Origin of the sequence: Streptomyces sp. NPDC048254 (genome assembly GCF_043201895.1) — a bacterium.
Classification (GTDB): domain Bacteria; phylum Actinomycetota; class Actinomycetes; order Streptomycetales; family Streptomycetaceae; genus Streptomyces.
Window position 1 is genome coordinate 336,945 of the sequence record NZ_JBICZJ010000006.1, and the last position, 21,424, is coordinate 358,368.

Here is a 21,424-nt window from a genome sequence, read left to right on the forward strand (position 1 = left end):
TGCCGGACAGGAGTCGTCGTCGGAACCAGTGGGGGTGATGCCGCGTGAGAGCGAAGTGGTTAGTTGAGACGGCCGGGCTCGGTGCTCCCGTACCAGTCGACGTCGTCCGCGGCGGTGCGGACCACGACGGTCTTGACCCAGGTGAAGTCGTCGAAAGACTCCTGGCCGGCGTCCCTGCCGGCACCGGACTCCTTGACCCCACCCCAGGGGAGTGACGGCTCGAGCCGGTGGTGGTCGTTGACCCACACCATCCCGGCGACGACGCGATCCGCGACGCGGTGACCGCGCCCGATGTCCCGGGTCCAGACGCCGGCCCCGAGACCGAACCGGTTGTCGTTGGCCATCGCGACCGCGTCGTCCTCCGTGTCGAAGGGCACGACGACCGCGACCGGACCGAAGATCTCCTCGCGTGCGACGGTCATCGACATGGTGGCGTCGGCCAGCACGGTGGGCTGTACGTAGTAGCCGTCGCCCAGTTCGGCGGGCAGATCGGGAACGCCTCCGCCGGCGGTGACGCGGACGCCCTCCTCGATGCCGGTCGCGATCAGCCGCAGGACCTTCTCCCGCTGGACGCCGCTGATCAGCGGCCCGAGCTGGGTGCCCGGCTGGGCGGGATCCCCGATCCGGATCGCCGACGCCCGGGCGCTCAGCGCCTCGACGAAAGCGTCGTAGATCCCGCGCTGAACGAGGAACCGCGAACCGGCGACACAGGACTGGCCGGCTGCCACGAAAGCGGCGAAGGCCGCCCCCTCAGCGGCGACACGCGGGTCGATGTCGTCGAAGACGACGATCGGGGTCTTGCCGCCAAGCTCGGCGGTGACGCGGGCGAAGCGGGACGCGGTGGCGACCGCGGCAGCCCGGCCGGCCTCGGTTCCTCCGGTCAGGGTGACCTTGGCGATGTCCGGGTGCCCGGTGAGCCGCTCACCCACCTCCCGTCCGCCGGTCACCACGGAGACGACACCCTCGGGCAGCCCGGCATCGCGCAGGATGTCCACCAGCGCCAGTGTGGTCAGCGGGGTCATCTCGGAGGGCTTGATCACCACGGTGTTCCCGGTGGCCAGCGCGGCGGACAGACTGCGCGCCAGGATCAGCAGCGGGTGGTTGAACGGGGTGATGACGGCGCAGACGCCGAGCGGCGACCGTCGCTGGTACGTCAGGTAGGGGCCGTCGCTCGGCAGGACGGCGTCCCGCTGGGCGGCCAGCAAACCCGCGTTGTAGCGGAACCACTCCGGAACGCGCGAGAGCTGCGCCTTGGTCTCGGTGATGGGACGGCCGTTGTTCCGCGTCTCCAGCTGGAACAGCATCCCGCTGCTCGCCTCGATCGCGTCGGCGACCCGCAGCAGGTACCTGGCTCGTTCGCTGCGAGGCAGGCGAGGCCACGGACCGGACTCGAAGGCCGCCCGCGCCACCCGCACCACCTCGTCCACCTCGGCGACCGTGCTGTCCGCGATGGTGCGGATGACCTCGCCGGTGGCCGGGTTGCGAATGGCCCGAGCCCGGGAACCGGTTTTGTCCCCGGCTGTCGAGGTGGCGGCGATGTCCGTGCGCGAGGTGGTCGTCTCCGTCATGGGTTGCCCTTCGAGTGAAGCTGGACTGCGGGGTCCGGTACGTGACACACGCGGCCGGGCGTCAACGCCTCGGTACACCGGACTGCGGACGAGTATGCGGACGAGAAATGCGCATCTCTATGTTTGAGAGAACACACTTCATGCCGCTCCATGTCGCTCAGAACACTCGGCCGGATGCCATCCTGGAGACATGCCGATGACATCACCGGGTGGCACGGGCAACGCCGCGTCGAGCGGAGCGGAGTCGCTCGCCGAGCTCCGCCGCTGGTTGGATGCCGTGTACGCGCTCACCACAGCGGTGAACTCCGGGCGGAGCCTGCGGGAGGTCCTCGACCTGGTCGCGGAGACCGCGCGGTCCTTGCTGGGGTTCGACTTCTGCGGAGTCCTGATCCCCGATCCGGCACGGCGGAACCTGGTCATCGAGGGATGGAGCGGGCTGTCGGCCGAGTACGTCGCGCGGGTCAACTCGGACCGGCCCGTGCGGTTGCAGGGGGACAACGTTCACGATGCCCCGTCGAGTCGCGCCTTCCGGTCAGGTCTGCCCGTCGCGGTCCGTGACATCGCGGGCGAACCCCAGTTCACACCGTGGGGAGGGGTCGCGAAGGAACAGGGTTACCGATCGATGCTCTCCGTGCCGCTCGTCGCCGGGGCCGAGGTCGTCGGCACACTCAATGGCTACCACTCAGCGGTCCACACCTTCACCGACCACGAGATCGAGCGGCTCACGCTGCTGGCCAACCACGCCGCGATCGCACTCACCTCGGCGCAGTTGGTAGAGGAGCTCCAGCAGCTCAACAGCTCGCTGCGCCGCCAGCGCGACCTGGTGACGAAATCGGAGCAGATTCACGAACGCCTGCTGGCGGTCGCGCTCCGGGCCGGCGGCCTGGACGGCATCGTCACGACGCTGGCGGACCTCGTGTCACGTCCCGTTCTCGTCGAAGATGCCCGGGGCACCGTGCTCGCTCGGACCGGTCCGCCCGCTCAGCTTCCGAGCACCGACGCCAGAGCCGGGCTGGCCCTCGATCCGGACGGCTACGGGCTGCAACAGCCCGGCGCCGGGATCGTGCGGGAAAAGGGCGCCTACGTCACCGCCACGGTCCAACTGGCAGGGGAGGTCGTCGCCCGCGTGTGGCTGCCGCGCGGCGAGGCGGAGTTGTCACCGCTCGAAGAACGTGCCCTCGAACACGCGTCGATCGTGATCTCGCTCGAGCTGTTCCGTCTGCGCACCGGCGTCGAGGTCGAGCACCGGCTGCGAGGAGAACTGCTCGCCGACATCCTGAGCGGCACCCCCACCGACTCCCGCCCGCTGAGGGAGCGTGCCGATCGGCTCGGCCACGACCTGTCCCGCCCCCACGTCGCCTTCGTCGGACAACTAGACGTGGCAACCGAACCCCGGCGGTCCCTCGCCTACCAGCGCGCCCTGGCTCACGTGGCCGAACTCGCCGCCAAGTACACGCCGAGACCTCTGGTCGCGATGCACAAGGGAGCGGTGGTCGCACTGTGGCCACTGGACAGCGTTCACTCGCCGGCAACGGCAGGTGCCACCGACGACAAGGAACGGATCGCCCTTGTCGCGTCCTCGGTACGGCGCGCAATGGCCTCGGTTCCGGACGCCGACGGGGCAACCGTCGCGGTGTCGGGCACCGAGCAACGGACTTTCCAGCAGGCATACCGGACTGCTCGCGGCGCACTCAACGTCGCGCTGCGCACCGGCCGTTGCGACACCACCGTGACGCCGGACCACCTCGGGGTCGCCGGCCTGCTGCTGCAACTCAACGACGCCCAGCAGTTGACCGCCTTCGCGGACCGCACATTGGCGGAGGTTCGGCAGCATGATCTGCGGCGTGGCACTCACCTTCTGCAGACGCTCCGCGTCTACCTGGACAGCCGACTCAGCAAGACGGAAGCCGCCCAGCGGCTCAACGTTCATCCCAACACGGTGAGCCAGCGCCTACGGCGGATAGAGGTGCTGGCGGGCCTCGACCTGTCCGCTCCATCAACCATCGTGGAGGTTGGTGCGGCTCTCATGCTCCTGGAAGTCGCCGAGGGCGGGCAACCAGCCTGACCCCTACAGCGCGCTTCCCGCCTTCCGGTGCACAGATCGTACGTATGCGGTCTGCAGCACCGCGTCAGCGCCGGCCCCTGATGGTGGGTCGGCGCTGACGCGGCGGATCGCTGGGTGTGTGGTCAGTGGGTGGTGTGGTTGCGGGTTCGGTGTTCGGTGGTCCAGTAGAGGAGTGCGATGAGGGGGAAGGCGGCGCCGAGGATGGAGAGTGTGGTCCAGCCGCCGGTGCGGTAGGCGAGGGAGCCGAGCTGGGAGCCGAGGGCGCCGCCGATGAAGAAGGTGGCGATGAAAGCGCTGTTGAGGCGGGCGCGTGCGCTGGGGTCGAGCTGGTAGATGGTGTGCTGGCCGAGGATGAGGGTGGTCTGCACTGCCATGTCGATGAGGATCGCGGCCAGCGCGAGCAGGATGATGTTGTGCTGCCCGAAACCGGCGAGGGCGAAGGCCAGTGCAGCGACAGCGAAGGCGGCGCCGGTCATGGGGCGGGTGAGTTTACGGTCGGCCCAGTGTCCAGCAAACGGGGCGATGGCCGCGCCAGCCGCCCCAACGAGGGCGAAGATGCCGACGCCGATGGCGGAGTAGTGGAAGTGGGGGCCGGTCAGGACGAAGGAGACGGTGGTCCAAAAGGCGCTGAACGCGCCGAACATCGCGGCCTGGTAGAGGCCTCGGCGCAGCAATGCCGGGTGGGTGCGCACCAGTTGCAGGGTGGAACGCAGGACCTGGGTGTAGGGGATGGTGGTGGTAGGGGCGTGGCTCGGCAGGGCGGTGCGCAGGGCCACGGCAAGAATGGCCATCAGAACAGCGGAGCCGAGGTAGACGACGCGCCAGCCGGCGAGGTCGGAGACCAGGCTGCTGAGCGTGCGGGAGAGCAGGATGCCGGTGAGCAGGCCGCTCATCACCCGGCCGACGATCTTGCCGCGGGCGTGGTCGGGGGCCAGGTTCGCGGCGAAGGGGACCAGGATCTGGGCGACGACGGAGGTGGCTCCGCTGATCAGGGAGGCGATCAGCAGCATGGGGAAGCTGGTCGCGAAGCCGGCCACGGCGAGTGCCAGTGTGGTGACCGTCAGCAGTGTGGTGATCAGTCGGCGCTTTTCCAGCCGGTCGCCCAGCGGGACCAGGAACAGCATGCCGATCACGTAGCCGACCTGGGTCAGGGTGATCAGCCCGCCGGCGGCGGCCGTGCTGACGTGGAAGACATCGGCCAGCGAGGACAGCAGGGGCTGGGCGTAGTACAGGTTGGCGACGGTCATACCGGAGGCGACGGCCAGCAGCACGACGAGCCACCCGGGCACGCCGTGTGCGGCCTTGCCGGTGACAGACCCGCGCGGAACCTGACGGCCGGTGGCCTGGCTCTCAGTGGCCTGGAGATCAGTGGCCTGGAGATCAGTGGACACGGACACCTTCTCGGGAAGAGAACCGCGTTGCACGGTTCGGGGATGCTTCACAGTGATCGAACAGCGCCATCGCTGGCCTCACGCAACCCTCAGCAACCGCCGGCCGCCCACGCTTCCCCCACCGAAGCGATGATCCGGGATAACGGTTATCTCCCTGCGAGATAGGCGGAGCCGGGAGTCCCTGGTCCGGGCCTGGGGTCCGCTTGCAGGACCCGGACACGCAGGGGTCAGGTCCTCCGGCACCGAAGGGTCGCGACGAGCACAGCCGCACCGTGGGCGTCGCGAGGCCCCTCATGGATGTCCGACAGCCGCGACAGCTGGCCCCTGCCGCCCACCGGATCCATCTCAAGCCATGCGTTCGTACGCCCGGGCGAGCTGAACCCACCAGCGGGCACGGAATCAGCCACTCTGAGGTCTCCACCATCCGGACCACCGTCCTGCACGGCGTACAGCTGTGGGTGGCGCTGCCTGAACAGCACCGGCATACCGCCCGCGACTACCAGCACTACGAGGCGGGTGCAACGACCGCACTGGCGATCAGTGCTTCCTTCGAGCACGGTCTTCTCGTCGACAGCGGGGAGGTCGAGATGGCGGGAACGCTGCTGCGCCCGGCCGAGCTCGGCCACCTCGGCCCCGGCAACGAAACGCTGACCCTGACGAACACGACGGACACTGCTGCCCGGATGGTCCTGCTCGGCGGGACACCGTTCGGGGAACAGATCGTCATGGGTGGAACTTCATCGGCCGCAGCCATGAAGAGATCGTCCAGGCCCGGAACGAGTGTCAACAGGCGTCCGACCGGTTCGGCACCGGCGAAGGCTACGACGGTGACCGCCTTCCGCCCCCGCCCTGCCGAACGCCACCATCGCCCCGCGCAAAAACTCCGCAGCTCCGCCCCTGAAAGGCACGCGATGACACAGCCCGCCGGCACCCCTGTCGTCGAGCGCGAGTGGATCACAAGCACCGCTGCGAAATCCTGGTCGACGGCACCCTTTTGCCGGCTTCACCGAATACCGTGACCGCGACGAGCAGCGCGTTTTCTGCCACACCGAAATCGACGACGCCTTCGCCGGCCAGGGCCTCGCCTCCGTGCTCGTACAGCAAGCCCTGCCCCGAGGTCCGGCACTGGCTGAGGGCGATACTGCACTGACCGGCCTCCGCCGTTTCAGCGGCGCAAGTGCCGGATGGGTTCGTCCCGCCCGGCGGCGTCCAGGTGCGGCGCAATGACGTGGCCTGGGGCGCGGTCTTCAGCATCGCTGAGCTCCAGGCCGCCGACGTCGACCGCTGCGAGTGCAGCGGTGAGCTGCAGCAGCGCGTCGGGCTGCGTCAGGCTCACATCGAGCAGCTCTTCCATGCGTTTCAGCCGCAGGCCCACGGTGTTCGGGTGCACGAACAGAGCTTCGGCCGTTCGCGCTGCGCTGAGGTCGTGGGCCAGGTACACACGCAGGGTGTGCATGAGTTGGGTGTTGCGGCGCCGGTCGTAGTCGAGGATCGGCGAGAGTACGCGGTCTGCGAATCGAAGCAGCTCCGAGGGGTCCTCGAGTTGAAGGAGCAGTCCCTGCACCCCCAACGCGCCGATTTCCACTGTGCGGTCGCGACCTCCGCGTAGTTGCGTGATCGTCAGCACGCCTCGCGTGCTACGGAACGCGGCCGGGTAGTCGGCCAGGTCCGTACATGGCCGTGAGACCGCGACAGTGACGGTGATCGGTGTGGCGCGTGCAACGGACCGGCGAATGGCGTCAGCAGCCGTCATCGTCTCCGGCGCGGTCTGTGTCCCGATCAGTGTCGTGCGCCAGGAAGAGTCGTCGGCGGACGAACCGCCCAGGGGCCACAGCAGGACGACGTCGTCGCCGTGACGGGCCACCAACGGGCGCGGGCTCTCCCGCGATGCCATGGCGTGGACGGCTGCCAGCACCTGGCGCGGCGCGTCGGTCCGTCGGACACGACCAGGTTCGACCGTGTCACTGTCCGTCCGGATCAGGAGCACGGCGTGCGGGCGACGGAGGTCGTGGCCGAGGCGGCCGGCCCGCGCGACAACGGTCGCCAGGGCGGTCGGCTGCTGGGCGAGCAGATCGGTCAGCAGTTCCCCGCGCAACCGCGATTCCACCTCAACGGCGGTCCGCTCCCGCAGCATTTCGAGGCCGGCCACCACGGCCGCGTGCTCGATGGCCCGGTGGCCGAGCGGCCCGAGCTCGGCCAGCTCTCCTGGTATCCACATGCGTGCAACGACATCCGTGTCGAGCACCACCGCGGACGTCACCCACGATGTCCCGGCATGGCCCGTACGTACCTGGGCGGCCTCGGCGGCAGAGCCTTCCGCGATCGACTGGCGCACTGCCGCAAGGTCGTCGAACTCGCCCGGCACCGCACCGTCGGCCCTCGCCTCAGTCAGTGCATTCCCGTAGGCGTCCTCGAACAGCACGGACCGCTCGAGCAGCGTCGCAAGCGCGTGCGCGACTCCATGGACGCCCTCGCCACGGAGGGCCACCTCGGTCAGCTGCCGGTGGATGTCGCCCGTGCGCTGCAGCAGCGCATGCTGCTCGCGCAGCGATTCGTTCAGTTGTTGCAGTTCGCCGATTGTCTGCCGTTCCTTGTCCCTCAGGCGGGCCGTCTCAATCGCGATGGCGGCCTGATTCGCCAGGGTGGTGACCAGTTCCTGCTCGTCGTCGGAGAACTCGTGGACGTCGGCTCGGTAGCAGGTCAGGGTACCGACACAGGAGCCCGTGGTCATCAGAGGTACGGCGATGATCGAGCGATACCCCTGTTCACCGGCCACCCCGCCCCATGCGTAGTCGGTCTCGGCGGTGATGTCGCTGAGCGCGACTGCGCGGCCCGTTCGGAACGCTCGACTGGACGGGGCCTCTCCGGGCTCCCCCGATCCGATGCGTACGGGGTGTTGGGCGTTCACGCCCGCGATGTAGGCGGCGGAGAGTCCGCAAGCTCCCTCGATGGCGAGGACCTTGTGCGGGGAGTCCAGCAGCAGCACAGCGCAGAAGTCGTACCCCATCAGTCGGCACGCCGTCCGGGCCACGAGATCGAGCAAGGAGTGCACGCTTCCGGTGCTGTTCACCGCCTCGGCCAGTTCTGCGATACCACCGAGCCAGGTCCTGAGTTCGGCGTGGTGATCGGCAGTGCTGTTGTCCACGAGGTGACTGTGGCATCTCACAGTTGAATCCTCAAGAGCTGTGAATTTTGACATCTACGGAGCAAGGGCGCCGGCTGTCGGCGGCGAGCGGACGGAGAACTTCTCCGGAGCGGTGATCTCCACGGGCTGTCTGCCCGTGAAGATCACCGCGATACGTCAGCACGTGCACGCCGGTTCGCCGACGGCAGAGCCTACGGCCGGCCGCTCTCGGCGGCTCCGAATCCCGTGAGGGCCCGCAGCCGCAGATCCGCGAAACCGGGCTGCTGCTCTTCGCGCGCGGTGCACAGTGTGGTGACGATCGCCGACAGGAATGCCAGCGGGATGGACACGAGGCCCGGGTTCGCCAAGGGGAAGGGAGGCGTCACCTGGTGCAGGAACAGGCCGTGCGGGCCGATCACGGTGGGGCTGAGGGCGACCAGACCGACACAGGACACCAGCCCCACCAGGATGCCGGTGACGGCTCCGGCGGTGTTGAAGCGCTTCCAGTACAAGGACAGCAGAAGGACCGGGAGATTGGCACTCGCCGCCAGCGCGAACACCACGCCCACCAGGAACGCCAGGTTGACCTTCTGCATGCCGATCGCCAGCGCCACGGAGATCACGCCGAGCACGAGGGCCGTCATCCGGGCGACTTTGACCTCGCTCTGTTCGTTCGAGGCCCCCCGACGCAGTACACCGGCGTAGAAGTCATGCGCGAAGGATGCCGATGCGGTGAGCGTGAGACCCGCGACCACGGCCAGGATCGTCGCAAACGCGACCGCCGCGATGATCGCCATCAGCAACGTGCCGCCCATACTGCCCGCTCCGCCACCGAGGTACTGCGCCAGCAGCGGTGTGGCCATGTTGCCCGACTTGTCCGCTCCCTTGATCATGGCCGGTCCCACCAACGCCGCAGCGCCGAGCCCGAGGACGATCAGCCCCAGGTAGAAGACGCCCACGATGCCGATCGTCCAGTTGGAACTCGCGCGCGCGGATCGGGCGTCGGGGACCGTGAAGAAGCGCATCAGCACGTGCGGGAGACCCGCTGTGCCGAGCACTAGGGCCATGCTCAGCGACACGAGGTCGAGCCGGTTGGTGAAGTACGCACCGGAGCTCAGATACCTGTGCGCGTCGCCAGATGCCTGAGCGGCGCTCTCCAGCAGGTGGCCGACGGAGAAGTCGAAGCGTGCCAGCACCAGCACGGTCAGCAGGGCGGTGGCGACGAGCAGCAGCACCGCCTTGATGACCTGGACCCATGTGGTGCCGATCATGCCGCCGATCGTGACATAGAGAATCATCAACGCGCCGACACAGCCGATGGCGACGCCCCCGGCCAGGGTGCCGTGCAGGCCCAGCAGCAGGCCTATCAGTGCGCCGGCGCCGACCATCTGCGACGTCAAGTAGAAGATGTTGATGACCATGGTGGACGCCGCGGCCGCGCCACGCACAGGCCGCTGGCGCAGTCGGAACGCCAGGGCATCGGCCATCGTGTACGTGCCGGTGTTGCGCAGCAGCTCGGCGACGAGCACCAGCACGACCAGGAACGCCACCAGGAAGCCAACCAGGTACACGGCCCCGTCGAACCCGTACAGCGCGATCAGACCCGTCACCCCGAGCAAGGTCGCTCCGGACAGGTAGTCGCCTGCCACGGCGATACCGTTCTGCCAGCCGCGGATCCGCTGGCCGGCTGCGTAGAAGTCGGAAGCGGAACGGGTGCGCCGCCCCGCCACGTAACTGATGACGATCGTCGCGACGACAAACGCCGCGAACAGAGCGATGGACAGGATGCGATGACTCACAGCGCAGCCTCCAGCGACCGTTCGGCCAGCGCCTCACGCACCTGCTGCGCCAGCGGGTCGAGCCTGCGCTCGGCGTACCGGCGGTAGGCGATCGCGACAAGGAAGGTCAGCGCGAAGTTTCCCAGCACCAACAGGTAGCCCACGGTGAGACGGCCGACCACGGCGACACTCATCGCCCGCGGCTGATAGGCGACCACCACCATGGTGGTGAGATAACAGCCGAGGAACACAACGACAGCGGGCCAGACGAAGGAGCGGTGACGCCGTTCCAGTTCCGTGAACAGCACCGTGGGGGACTCGATCGGCTTCGGTGGAATTGACATGGCGGCTCTCCTGATAACTGATGTGCAGGAGCGGGCTGATTGCCCTCGGATCCTGGACAACTCAGGGTGAGCGACCTGCTCATCCGGCGCCATGTCATGTTCCACAGCACGAGCATCAGGGACTGTGGTTCCCCACAGGGGGCATGGGGCCGGGGTGCTGGACACCGGCGCTTGCGCCCCGCACGGTCGCGCGCGTCCCACCGCGCCGCTCCTGCCTTCGGCGCCCCGCATTCACGTAGAGGACAGGAACTGGCGGCCGATGGTTGTGCCGAGTGAAGAACTTGAAGCCAGCTGCATCCCCATCCTCGACAAGGTGACCAGGTGCGCGAGCCGTTGCGCTTCCCAGTCTTCGAGGCTTCTGGCCGGCGGATCTTCAGGTGGTGCCCATCCGTTCATGGCATGGGCAAGCCCGGCGGCGTCACCGAATGCCTTCGATGTTCCCGCCGCGGTGTGGGGTCGGACAGTGCCCGCGGCGTCGCCGAGCAACACCGCGTGATCGGCGACCATGCGGTAGGGCGAGAGATCAAATACTGGCTGCATGAAGACATGGGACAGGCGTACGAGGGCGGCGAACTGCGGCGGGAGCGAGTCGGCTGCCAGGGCGAAGAGCTCAGCGGTGATCTCCGGCGTCAACTCGCCCGGCGGAAGAAAATTGGCGAATCTCTTTCCGGAACTGCCGGTGAGGAGTCTCGGGAGATTTTGCTGGGCTGTATTCACGTACCACACCCAATTGACGCGTCGTGAACCTTCCTCACGCTCGCCGTTGGGCCCCGGTACCAGATAGCACAGCAGCTGCATGCCGCTCGCTCCGAAGAACGTGAATCGGCCCGAGAGAAGTTCAAGAAGATCGTCGGGAAGATCGGACTCGGGTTCCAGCCCGCGCCACGCGACATAGCCGGCGTAGGTGGTTTCAGCAGAAGGATCGAGCAGTGTGCGTGTGGCGGATCCGATCCCGTCGGCGCCGACCAGGAAGTTGCCTTGTGCGGTATACCCGCTGCCAAAGGTGGCTGTGACGTCGTGGCCTTCAACTTGTACGCTCTTGAGGGAACTGTCCAGGCGGTAGCACACGTCCGTGAGTGGCTCCCGTAGCGCGCGGTAGAGAGTGTCCCATGCGGTCATCAATTGCGGGGCGGCGTAACGTGTGGCTTTGCCATGGATATGTAGTTGCTGGCGTTCGTACAGTTCCACGCTCACCGATCGCGCCGTTACTCCCAGACGGGTCAACAGCGCCTCGACCTCCGGCTGCATGACGATTCCGGCGCCGCGGGGCTGTGTCCTGCCGGCGGAACGCTCGTACACGGCGACCTCCGCGCCGATGGACCGCAGTTCGTGTGCGGCCGCCAAGCCGCCGACGGATCCGCCGATGACCAGTGCCTTGAACGCGGTCTTCTCTCGCATGGTAAACACCAGTCCCTCTGAATCGTGCCAAGTTCGGGAGACAGGGCGGGCGGTCACCTCAGCGGACGGGAGCAGCGTCGCTGGGATGCCGTTCGGAACGAATGGGGCCGTCGATCGCCGAAAGCGCTCGTCCGCTGCGGCCGTTCCGTACGGCGATGAGCTCGGCCGCGATGGACACGGCGGTCTCCTGCGGCGTGGACGCGCCAAGGTCGAGGCCCACGGGCGAACGCAACCTGGCCAGTGCGGCGGGTGGCACACCGGCCTCACGAAGGTCTCGGACGCGAGCCGCCTGCGTTCGACGGGAGCCGAGTGCACCCACGTAGGCAAACGGTCTGCGCAGTGCCTCGACGAGCAGGGGCACATCGAACTTCGGGTCGTGGGTCATGACGCACACCACTGTTCGGCGATCGGTTTCCGCGGCCGCCAGGTATCGGTGTGGCCAGTCGACCACCACTTCGTGGGCGGAAGGGAATCGCTCCGGCGTGGTGAAAGTCGGGCGTGCGTCGCACACCGTGACGCGGTACCCGAGAAACGCCCCGATCTCGGCCACAGCGGCGGCGTGGTCATTGGCGCCGAAAACCAGCAGCCGAGGGCTGGGCGACCATGACTCGAGCAGAACACGGGTCTCCCGTGGTTCAGTGGAGCCGCCCGTGCCGTACACCCCCACCCTGGTGTCGTCTAGGCCCAGCATCATGCGGGCATCGGCCAAGACGGCTTCATCCAGGCCCGGTTGGCCGGTAGTCCCCAGGTGCCGGTCTTCCAGCAATACGATCGTTCGTCCGATCTGGCCGTCGGCGCCGGTCATCACCCGTGCCACGACGGCCGGCCGCTCGGCTTCCACAGCCCGGTGCCCGGCAGCAAGGACACGAGCCGTTTCCCCCTCCACGGCCTGCACGAAGACATCGATCTCTCCCCCACAGGTCAGTCCGGCGGCGAACGCGTCGTCGTCGGAGTACCCGAAGCTTGCGAGCTGCGGCTGCCCCGAGGACCGCGCCTCTCGCGCCAGTTCGTACACCGCTCCTTCGACGCAGCCTCCCGAGACACTGCCCACAACCGTGCCGTCAGCGTGCACACACAGGGCCGCCCCCGGCTGCAGAGGCGCGCTGCCTCGCACAGCCACGACGCTGGCGACGGCGTAGGGGACACCGGACGCGTGCCACTTGAGCAGACGTGAGGCCAGTTGTCGCATGCAAGTTCTCCCGATGGGCTGTCAGGTACGGGCAGTTGGCTCGGCGGTGGGCGTCATGCCCAGGAACACGCGGCCGTTCGTTTCGAGCGCCGCGGCGTCGATTCCGTTGTCCAGGAGGAAGCCGACAGGGTCCGGCTGGGCCATCTCGAAGGGGTAGTCGCTTCCGCACAGGATCCGGTCCGGCGAGGCGTGAGAGCGGAGCAGTCTCAGTACCTCGGGGTCATGGGTGATCGTGTCGAAGTAGAGCTGAGTGAACGATTCGGCCGGCGGGCGGCTGCTTCCCTGACGCACATCGTCGCGTGATCGCCACCCGTGTCCCCACCGCCCGATCAGGGACGGCGAGCAGCCTCCGCCGTGGACGAAGCAGATCCGCAGGTTCGGCAGTTCCTCCATGACGCCGTCCAGGAGCACCGACGCCACGGCGGTCGTGGTCTCCACCGGGTTGCCGATCAGGTTGACCAGGTAGTGGTGGTCCCACTCGGGCCGCGGCAACTGCATGGGGTGGACCAGCACGGCGAGACCGAGCTCCGCGGCGACAGCGAGCACCTCGCGCATGACGCCGTCGCCGTAGGACCGGCCCTGCACGAGAGGCGGGACGGCGACGCCGGCGACACCCTCCGTCTTCGCCAGTCGCGTCAGCTCCCGCCGGGCGGCATCCACGTCGTCCAGGCGCACCAGTCCGAGTCCGACGAGTGTTCCGTCGGTGGTGGCCACGGCCTGGGCGAGCTGTTCGTTGTAGGAGGCGATGTAGTCGTCCGCCTCGGCGGGCGCGTGGACGGGGAAGGCGAAGGGTGGTGCCGAGATGACGCGGGTACCGACGCCGGCCTTCACGGTGTCGGCGACGATGGTTTCGATGTCGGTCATCGCCGCGGTCGGGAACGTCAACCGGATGTCTCCGAGGAAGAGTTCACCGTCGCGGTCATTCATCCCTCCGAGCGGATTCCCCGGCGGCAGGGCGAGCAGTTCGCGCGGCAGCCAGTGCGCGTGGACATCGATGATCCCCGCACGAATGTCACCGGTTACAGCCATCTTCATCTCCTCGACCGTCCTCCACGGGGGACGGCTGATCACACGTGCCGCGGTCTCCCGCGGCACGCGGAGTTGTCAGGTTGTGGTTCGCTGCTGCTCCTTGGCAGCATGAGTGATCGCGCGTCGGATGGGTTCGTAGCCGGTGCACCGGCAGATGTTCGAGCCGACCAGACCTTCGACGCGCTCCGGATCGTCACCGATGGTGGGGTCGGACTCCAGCGCCCCGGCGGCCACCATGAGGAAACCCGGTGTGCAGAAGCCGCACTGCAGGGCATGCTCCGCGGAAAAGGCCCGCTGGAGCGGATGTGGCTCGCCGTCGGGCCCCGAGAGCCCTTCCACGGTGCGCACCGAACTGCCCTCGCACTGCACGGCGAACATGAGGCATGACCGGACGGCCTCCCCGTCCACCAGCACAGTGCACGCCCCGCAGATCCCGTGCTCGCAACCCAGGTGCGTGCCGGTGAGGCCGCAGTCCTCCCGCAGCACGTCGGCGAGGATGCGCCGTGGCTCCACGTCGAGTGGGTAGTCCTGGCCGTTCACGGTGAGGGTGATCTTCATCAGTGGCCTTCCTTGAGCGCGGCCACCCGCGATCGTTGGTCTGCGGCCGCTTCGCTCAGCGTTCTGCCGACCAGGACCGCGATGGCTTGGCGCTTGTACTCGACATCGGCGAACGGCTCGGCCAAAGGCGCGGCGTCCTGATCCGCGGCGATCCGGCCGGCCCGAGCGAACGGGTGGTTGTCGGGAAGCCGGTACCCCGTCGGGGGTGAGCCGACCTCGGCGCCGATCAGGGTTTGCTCGGCGGCGCGTGCCCGCACGGGCCTGTCGGCTGAGTTGACCAGTCCGATCCTCGCCTCGCTGATCACCCCGTCCCGCACGGTCAACGTCGCCGCGACGGCCACCTGGGCGAAGCAGAAGTGCGTGCGCCGGTGTTCGATGAAACCGACCCCGGTGTCGTCGCCGAGCAACGGGAGGCGCACAGAGGTGATGAGTTCCTGCGGTCGGCGCGCGGTCTGGTACGGACCGTGGAAGTAGTCACCGGCCGCGACCTCGCGCACCCCCTCGGGGCCCCGCAGTTCGACGACGGCATCAAGGGCGACGCCGATGGCACACCACTCCGAGGCGGGGTGTGCCCAGCCGAAGCTGCCCGCCATGGTTCCGCGGGAGCGGATGGGCGGATGGGCGATGTTGACGACGGCGCGGGAGAGCAGCGTGCCGAGCGGGCCCGGAACAGCCTCTGCCGACTCGAAGACCCGGTGGCGGATCAGGGCGCCGACGCGCAGCGTGCTGTCGTCCACGCTCATGTGGTCGAGCTCGGCGATGCGATTGATGTCGACCACCAGATCTGGGCGGATGCGCTGAAGGTGCATCTCCAGGATGAGGCTCTGTCCGCCGGCGAGCACCTGGGCCTTCCGCCCGGTGTCGCCGAGTGCGTCAACGGCCTCCTGCACCGTGCGCGGCACGACGTAGTCGAAGGCAGCGGGCTTCACCGGACCTCCTCCTCGAATTTCGGGGCGTGGGCCGCTCGCCACACCACGTCCGGGGTGAGCGGCATCTGCAGTAGGTCGGGGTCGGCGATGTGCAGCGCGTCGGCCACGGCGTTGACGATCGCGGCCGGAGTCCCGATACAGCCCGACTCTCCCGCCCCTTTCGCACCCAGTGGCGTGCTGGGACTGGGTGTGCAGGTGTCTTTGACCTCGATGGGCGGGACCTCGGTGTACGTCGGCAGCAGATAGTCCAGCAGGCCGTCGGCCAGCGCGGGCACGCCGTGTTCGTCGTACGTGAAGCCTTCGTACAGCGCCTGGCCAATGCCCTGCAGGGCCGACCCGAAGGCCTGCCCGTGCACCACCATGGGGTTGAGCACCACTCCGCAGTCGTCCACCGCCACCACCTGCAGTACGTTCACGGTGCCCAGTTCCGGATCGACCTCGGTAACAGCGGCGTGGGCACCGAACGGGAATGCCATGCCCGACTCGAACCGGTCGTCCACCCGCAGCGGGCCGGTGGCCTTCACCAGTTCACCCAGGTCCATGGCCGCCGAGCCGTCGTGGGCGGCATGCACCGCGCCGTCGGACCAGGCCACCTCGTCCACCGGCATCTCCCACAGCGTCGCCGCCCGCCCCCGGGCCTCCTCGATGAGGAGGGTCGAGGCGTGCTGCAACAGCGCCCCCACCACCTGTGCCGAACGGCTTGCGAAGGAGCCCAGCCCCTCGGGCTGTTCGTCCGTGTCTCCCTCCACGAGCCGCACCCGCTCCTCGTCCACGCCGAGGGTCTTGGCGACCAATGCGGGGAAGACCGTCTCGTGGCCCTGGCCGCTGGGGGCCGCGCCACACCGGGCAGTGACGGTGCCGTCTTCGTGTACCTCGATGCTGCCGAACTCGTGCAGTCCGCCCGGTTCACCCCCGGAGCGTTCCACGTAACAGGACAGGCCGATCCCCAGCGGCAGGGCGTCCGGGTCGCTGCGGCGCCGGGCCTGTTCGGCACGCCACTTGTCGTAGTCGAGCGTCTCAAGGGCCAGGTCGAGGGCGGCGGCGTAGTTCCCGCTGTCGTAGCGCCGGCCGGTGGGTGTGTCGTACGGGAAGGCCTCGGGCGGGATGAAGTTGCGTCGCCGGAGTTCGGCCGGGTCCATGCCCAGTCGGCGGGCCAGTACGTCCATCGACCGTTCGAGCGCGATCGCCGCTTCGGGCCGGCCGGCGCCCCGATAGGGGTACGTCAGCATCGTGTTGGTGAGCACCGAACGGAGGGTCGCGTGGACCCGGGGAGTGGTGTACGGACCCGTAGCCATCCAGGCCGTCTGCATCGGCAGCCCGACCCCGAGGTGCGGATAGGCACCGACGTCGGCATCGATCTTCAACTCGTAGGCGAGCAGCCGTCCCTCGGCGTCGGCGGCGAGCCGGACCTGCTGGTCCTGCCCCCGGCCACGGGTCGCGACCAACATGGACTCCAGACGGTCCTCGATCCATCGGACGGGCCGTCCGAGCTTGACCGCCAAATAAGCGACCACGACGAACTCCGGGAACGCCGCGCTCTTCGACCCGAAGGCGCCCCCGGTGTCCGGCACCACCACGCGCACCCGGTCGACCGACCAACCGAGCAGTGCGGCCAGTTCCCGGCGCAGCCGATGGGGCATCTGGTGCCCCACCCAGACCGTCAGCCGGTCTCCCTCGGGCACGGCGAGAATCGTCCTGCACTCCATGGGACTGGGCATCAGTAGCTGCTGGCGGTACCGGCCCTCCACCACGGCCGCCGCCTCCTGCCAGACGGAGTCCTCGATCGGCTCGCCGGTTTCCCCCTGCAGAGCGATGTTGCTCAGGCCGTCGAAAAGACGAACAGAGTCGTCCGATGCGGCGGACGTCGTCACCACCGCAGGCAGCGGATCGATCCGGAAGGTGACCTCGGCAGCCCCGTCCTCGGCCCGGTAGCGGTCCTCGCCCAAGACCACTGCCAGTGCCTCGCCCGGGTACCGAACCCGCTCTTTCACGAGCGCCGGCCACTCTCGGCCCGCCACGGCCTCCTCCGTGGACAGCTTCGCAAGCAACGTGTACGGCACCGGAGGCAGGTCTTGCAGGTGGGCGGCCGCCTGCACGCACGGGGGCATCTCCGCGAGGTCCGCTGCAGACCAGACCCCCACCACGCCGGGTACCTCCCGCGCGGCGGCGCAATCCAGCTCACGCAGCGTGCCGTGGGCGACTTTGCTTCTCACAAACACAGCGTCCAGGCAACCTGGCACTTCGATATCGGCGACGTAGCGGCCTCGGCCGGTGAGTAGCCGTTTGTCCTCGCGCCTTGTCCATTGCTCCACGACTACACCTCTGCTGCTCCACGACCACACCTCTGCGCATTGCGCGTTGTTGCGGGATCTACCACGTGTTCGCCATACGCATAGGGATGCGTCAGATCGAGTAAGAACCGAAGCTCGTCCCCGGTCGATCTCCTTGACGACCCGGGACATGTGCGAGCGCCACGCCATCGCGACTCGCACCTTGACTGGCGGAATCAATATAGCCGCCCGAAGGCGCGCACGCAGAGCGGCACAGAGACTGTGCGCTGCGGAAACAGACCTTGTGCACTGTGGTGCACGGGCGGCGGATCGTGCCTGTGATCCTCACTTCGGGCGTCTGGAGTGCGTCTTCCGTAATTATCCCGGGGCCCGGATCACATCCTTTACCCGCCGGTATTCATGTTGGTTCGATGCATACCTGGCGGCAATGCCCGCCATCGTGCGCCGGAGGGCTTTGACGGCTCGCGGAATGTGGAAACGCAGGACGTCTGCTGTGAGTTCCCTGCCTTTTATCTACCCCTTCATCTCTGGCAGAGATGACCGTTGTCACAGGTCATCGCCGTAGCTGCGGAAGCACAGACGGAGCTCACGGGTTCGTCCCTCGTAAGAGCACTGAAAACCGCTCGCTCACAAACTGCTCGCTCACCGCTAAGCGGTCCCATCCGCGACGACCATCCGGTTTCTCCTCCCGGGAAGGATCCCGTCCGTGTCCACTGAGCCCTTTCCAACCTCACGCTGAGGCGTGGCGAAGGACGACGATGGCCTTCACGATGTCGGTGATCCGGTTCGCGCTGCAGCGGAGCTTCCTGAGCAGGCGCCAGCCCTTCAGGACTGCCATGGCCTGCTCGCCGACGCACCGGATCTTGGCGTGGCTGCTGTTGTGCCGTCGCTTCCATCGCTTGAGCCGGCGGCCCCGGAAGGGCACGCGGACGAGGCGGCCGGCACCTTGGTATGCCTTGTCCGCCCAGCATTTCAGCCCAACGGCGGCGAGGGCATCGATGATTCCGTGGCTGCGGGCGGCGGTCAGATCGTGGGTCGCTCCGGGCGGGGCAGGGGATGCCCACAGCCAGGGTCGGCGCCAGGGCGGCCAGCACCTCGATGGCCTCGCGTTTGTAGCGGTAGACGGTCGCGATGCCGATACCGAACCCGGCAGCGAGCCGGGCGTAAGTGTCACCGCACCGCAGATGAGCCAGGGCAAGCAGAGACTGACGGCTGACGGGCAGACGCCGCCATCGCGCGCCGATCTCCCGCTGACGAGCAGCCAGTTGCCTGGCCAGGTGCCCCAGCGCGCGGCTGGACAGATCGATCGATGACGGGTAGACAAAGCGGGGGAAGACCTGACCGGGCCTTGGCCCAAGGCCGGGCCCGCCTGCGGAGAACCCGCACCTCCGCTGCTGCGAGGGCTTCCACGACACCAACCTGGCGCACGCCGACCAGATCTGTTTCGGGCCCTGGTGGGAGGTGCCCACGTCGCTGCCGCCTGTGGACGAGTCGGACGACGACGGCTCGTACTTCCGGCTCGGCGTCGTGCAGCACGTCGACGACGACCAGCCCAAAAATCGGGGTCGGCGTCGACGACAGTCGTCGCGGAGGGGCCTCCCTCTGCGAGCAACCACACCACACCACCGCCCCACGAGTAGCCCCCCGTCATGCATTATTGGCCGCTTACGCAACTGTTTAGGCTGTGGCTCGACCGGGTGCCAGCGCCACAGACATCAGTTGCGTAACAGGTTGCCTGCATGGGTGCCTATCCCTGTCGAGCCGTAAGCGGCCTCACAAGTCCCATCGCACAGGGGTACATGCACCATGATCAGCCGCCTGCTTGGCCGACTGACGGCCGCGAACACGAAAAACTCGATATCCGGACTTTCCGTGCCGTCCGATGCGGGTCTTCTTGGAGGGCCTGCTCACCGGGGGAGAAAAGTCTGGTGAGTTCGGAAAGCATCGCCCTGAGCGTGACGGCGTGCGGAACGCTTGAACGGGAAGAAGCGTCCGGGGCTTCGTGGATCTCGGACTCGGCCTCGGTTTGCGCCAGGGGAAGGCATTCGGTCCTGGCAGCCTTGCTCACGAGCCCATCGGTCGTAGGTTCGCAGCTCAAGAGCATGATCGGCTCGGCGGAGCACCTGAAGGTCAAGGTCAAGTACAAGGAGACGGCCCGGGGCGGGCTCGCGGTGAACATCATCGAGTGCTGAGCAAGTGGGCCCTGACCAGCGCGTTCTTATCTTTCAGCGCTGTCAGGGCCTTCCCTGCTTACGCGGCGGAAAGCCCCTGGAAACGCCCTGGGACAGACGTGAAAGTCCCTGAAAAGTCCCTGGGATGTCCCTGGGACTTCGGGTGCTTGGCGCCCGTGAACGGTCACCCACGCGAGTGAACCGCCGAGGCATTCCCCTGGTGCTGGGGAGCTGGGTCTGTAGCGTGCCCAGCGGCCGCTCACAGTCCGCTCGCACGATAACGGCAGCACCGGGCACAGAACGGGGAGACGCCATGGGTGCCCCTTCAACCAACAATCGCCATCTTCTGCTGGAGGACAGGCCGCCGCCGAGTATCCCCGCCCTGCAACGGCTTCCCGGCAAGGCCAGGCCACGCCAAGAGGTGCTGCGGGAGTGTGAGGCGGAGACCGCCGAAATGCGCGGGCACATCCCGCGGGTGCTCTGGGACTTCCTGATTCCGGATCTGACGCGCGCGTTCCGGTGGCGCGTTCAGCTCGACTGCGGCTGCGTCCCTGAGGTCCTCACTCGCGAAGGCTGCGCCCCGCCACACGAGATGCGGTGGGAGGAACACCTTCACGGCTCACGGCTGCCTCTCGGACAGATGATCTGCCAGCACGACGACTCCCCGCCCCCGCCCTATCGCGTGATCGCTGAGTGGGGAAAGCGGAGGGAGGTGGCGTTTCCTGCCGATCCAGTCGAGCCACCGGATCACATCGATCCCAAGGTATGGCCGGTGCTCCGCCACGACGAGCCGCACACTTCTGCCTTCTGGAAGGTGACGCTGGCTTGCGGCCACGTAGAGGAAGCCATTGCCCCCAGTCTCGATTGGAGGCCTGCCTCGGGGCCTCACCGGACAGATCCGTTAAGGGTCCAGCAGATGTCCGCCGAGTTCGAGGAGGCCTGGCGCGCGAATCCGGAACTGCAGACCGAGCGGGATCGGGAGCACACCCGGCGGATGCTTGCAGACGGCTGGCCGTCGCCAGAGCCTGAGCGGCTGTGTTATACCTGCCCTCAAGTGCGAATGATCTTGGCCTACGAGCGCATCGGATGGCTGGTTCCCCGGCAGCGAAAGGCTGAGAAGACGGCGAACACCGCGCCGACGCCCTCACGGTCCACCTTGGAGCGAAGGCTGAGAAAAGCCGAAGCCGAGGCCGAACGTCTTCGGGCTGAGTTAGACCGGATCTAATAGGGCCCGCTTCACCTTGGTGAAAGTCCGCAGGGGCGTTTCCCACCTCGCAGTTTCCAGAGTATGTACCCCGATAACATCGAGTGAGACGACAGGGACAACAGGCTCGATCAAGTCAGGGGAACGAGACAGCGGTGACGGGCGGGGCGGCGCGATTGCGGGTACCGGTGGGTGAGGACGCGGAGCCTGGGTCACCCGCGCGGGCTGTCGTCGGGTCCTGTTCATCGTGCACAACGTGACGTCCGCGACTCGCCTGCTGGACGTACTCCCACGGGGCGGTCCAAGGTGACACCGGGGGCGAGGCGTCCATCAACCGCTCCGACGCGCAGGAACAGATCGAGGAGTCCGTTAATAGCCGGGTAGT

14 protein-coding genes and 3 pseudogenes are annotated in these 21,424 nt (G+C 67.7%); 5 read left to right on the forward strand and 12 right to left on the reverse strand.

Going from position 1 to position 21,424, the window contains the following annotated elements:
- Positions 1-59: 59 nt before the first annotated feature.
- Positions 60-1,568 (reverse strand): aldehyde dehydrogenase, encoded by a 1,509-nt coding sequence (locus tag ACGFZQ_RS19590; protein WP_393841399.1) that lies wholly within the window; start codon positions 1,566-1,568, stop codon positions 60-62.
- A gap of 190 nt (positions 1,569-1,758) precedes the next feature.
- Here ACGFZQ_RS19590 and ACGFZQ_RS19595 point away from each other — a divergent pair, with 190 nt between their 5' ends.
- Positions 1,759-3,633: a helix-turn-helix domain-containing protein gene (locus tag ACGFZQ_RS19595; protein ID WP_393841400.1), complete on the forward strand. Its 1,875-nt coding sequence runs from the start codon at positions 1,759-1,761 to the stop codon at positions 3,631-3,633.
- 122 nt (positions 3,634-3,755) lie between these two features.
- Here the strand turns inward: ACGFZQ_RS19595 and ACGFZQ_RS19600 are convergent, their stop codons facing one another.
- The gene (locus tag ACGFZQ_RS19600) at positions 3,756-5,024 is read right to left on the reverse strand and encodes an MFS transporter (protein WP_393841401.1); all 1,269 of its coding nucleotides are present in this window, start codon (positions 5,022-5,024) and stop codon (positions 3,756-3,758) included.
- A gap of 339 nt (positions 5,025-5,363) precedes the next feature.
- Between ACGFZQ_RS19600 and ACGFZQ_RS19605 the strand changes: the two are divergent.
- Positions 5,364-5,939, forward strand: a pseudogene (locus tag ACGFZQ_RS19605) (pirin family protein); the annotation flags it as partial.
- Positions 5,936-6,134, forward strand: a pseudogene (locus ACGFZQ_RS19610) (GNAT family N-acetyltransferase); the annotation flags it as partial. The pseudogenes ACGFZQ_RS19605 and ACGFZQ_RS19610, both read left to right, overlap by 4 nt.
- A 55-nt stretch (positions 6,135-6,189) precedes the next feature.
- Here the strand turns inward: ACGFZQ_RS19610 and ACGFZQ_RS19615 are convergent.
- The 10 genes and pseudogenes from ACGFZQ_RS19615 to ACGFZQ_RS19660 form a co-directional block, all read right to left on the reverse strand.
- A complete protein-coding gene (locus ACGFZQ_RS19615) occupies positions 6,190-8,169 on the reverse strand; it encodes a helix-turn-helix domain-containing protein (protein ID WP_393841402.1) in 1,980 nt (659 codons plus the stop codon).
- 191 nt (positions 8,170-8,360) lie between these two features.
- On the reverse strand, positions 8,361-9,947 hold the full coding sequence (locus ACGFZQ_RS19620) for a cation acetate symporter (protein WP_393841403.1): 1,587 nt from the start codon (positions 9,945-9,947) through the stop codon (positions 8,361-8,363).
- The gene (locus tag ACGFZQ_RS19625) at positions 9,944-10,270 is read right to left on the reverse strand and encodes a DUF485 domain-containing protein (protein ID WP_362085521.1); all 327 of its coding nucleotides are present in this window, start codon (positions 10,268-10,270) and stop codon (positions 9,944-9,946) included. Before ACGFZQ_RS19625 ends, ACGFZQ_RS19620 begins: the two co-directional genes overlap by 4 nt.
- 231 nt (positions 10,271-10,501) lie before the next feature.
- Positions 10,502-11,668, reverse strand: a complete 1,167-nt coding sequence (locus tag ACGFZQ_RS19630; RefSeq protein ID WP_393841404.1) for an FAD-dependent monooxygenase — start codon at positions 11,666-11,668, stop codon at positions 10,502-10,504.
- 58 nt (positions 11,669-11,726) lie between these two features.
- Positions 11,727-12,857 (reverse strand): XdhC family protein, encoded by a 1,131-nt coding sequence (locus tag ACGFZQ_RS19635; protein ID WP_393841405.1) that lies wholly within the window; start codon positions 12,855-12,857, stop codon positions 11,727-11,729.
- 21 nt (positions 12,858-12,878) lie between these two features.
- Positions 12,879-13,886: an amidohydrolase family protein gene (locus ACGFZQ_RS19640; RefSeq protein WP_393841406.1), complete on the reverse strand. Its 1,008-nt coding sequence runs from the start codon at positions 13,884-13,886 to the stop codon at positions 12,879-12,881.
- A gap of 75 nt (positions 13,887-13,961) precedes the next feature.
- Positions 13,962-14,444: a (2Fe-2S)-binding protein gene (locus ACGFZQ_RS19645; RefSeq protein WP_393841407.1), complete on the reverse strand. Its 483-nt coding sequence runs from the start codon at positions 14,442-14,444 to the stop codon at positions 13,962-13,964.
- Entirely contained in the window at positions 14,444-15,373 is a 930-nt protein-coding gene (locus tag ACGFZQ_RS19650) for an FAD binding domain-containing protein (protein ID WP_362085506.1), read from the reverse strand. Before ACGFZQ_RS19650 ends, ACGFZQ_RS19645 begins: the two co-directional genes overlap by 1 nt.
- Positions 15,370-17,715, reverse strand: a complete 2,346-nt coding sequence (locus tag ACGFZQ_RS19655) for a xanthine dehydrogenase family protein molybdopterin-binding subunit (RefSeq protein WP_393841408.1) — start codon at positions 17,713-17,715, stop codon at positions 15,370-15,372. Before ACGFZQ_RS19655 ends, ACGFZQ_RS19650 begins: the two co-directional genes overlap by 4 nt.
- Before the next feature lie 679 nt (positions 17,716-18,394).
- Positions 18,395-18,971 (reverse strand): annotated as a pseudogene (locus tag ACGFZQ_RS19660) (transposase family protein).
- Between the two features lie 753 nt (positions 18,972-19,724).
- On the opposite strand from ACGFZQ_RS19660, the gene ACGFZQ_RS19665 reads away from it, so the two are divergent.
- On the forward strand, positions 19,725-19,856 hold the full coding sequence (locus tag ACGFZQ_RS19665) for a hypothetical protein (protein WP_393841409.1): 132 nt from the start codon (positions 19,725-19,727) through the stop codon (positions 19,854-19,856).
- Positions 19,857-20,148: 292 nt separating this feature from the next.
- Complete coding sequence (locus ACGFZQ_RS19670; protein ID WP_393841410.1) at positions 20,149-21,060, forward strand: hypothetical protein; 912 nt, start codon at positions 20,149-20,151, stop codon at positions 21,058-21,060.
- Positions 21,061-21,424 lie beyond the last annotated feature (364 nt).

Excerpts from the sequence above, each read along its gene's own strand:
- ACGFZQ_RS19590 (WP_393841399.1), bottom strand. The coding sequence starts at position 1,568 with ATGACGGAGACGACCACCTCGCGCACGGACATCGCCGCCACCTCGACA.
- ACGFZQ_RS19595 (WP_393841400.1), top strand. The coding sequence starts at position 1,759 with ATGCCGATGACATCACCGGGTGGCACGGGCAACGCCGCGTCGAGCGGA.
- ACGFZQ_RS19625 (WP_362085521.1), bottom strand. The coding sequence starts at position 10,270 with ATGTCAATTCCACCGAAGCCGATCGAGTCCCCCACGGTGCTGTTCACG.
- ACGFZQ_RS19630 (WP_393841404.1), bottom strand. The coding sequence starts at position 11,668 with ATGCGAGAGAAGACCGCGTTCAAGGCACTGGTCATCGGCGGATCCGTC.
- ACGFZQ_RS19635 (WP_393841405.1), bottom strand. The coding sequence starts at position 12,857 with ATGCGACAACTGGCCTCACGTCTGCTCAAGTGGCACGCGTCCGGTGTC.
- ACGFZQ_RS19640 (WP_393841406.1), bottom strand. The coding sequence starts at position 13,886 with ATGGCTGTAACCGGTGACATTCGTGCGGGGATCATCGATGTCCACGCG.
- ACGFZQ_RS19645 (WP_393841407.1), bottom strand. The coding sequence starts at position 14,444 with ATGAAGATCACCCTCACCGTGAACGGCCAGGACTACCCACTCGACGTG.
- ACGFZQ_RS19670 (WP_393841410.1), top strand. The coding sequence starts at position 20,149 with ATGGGTGCCCCTTCAACCAACAATCGCCATCTTCTGCTGGAGGACAGG.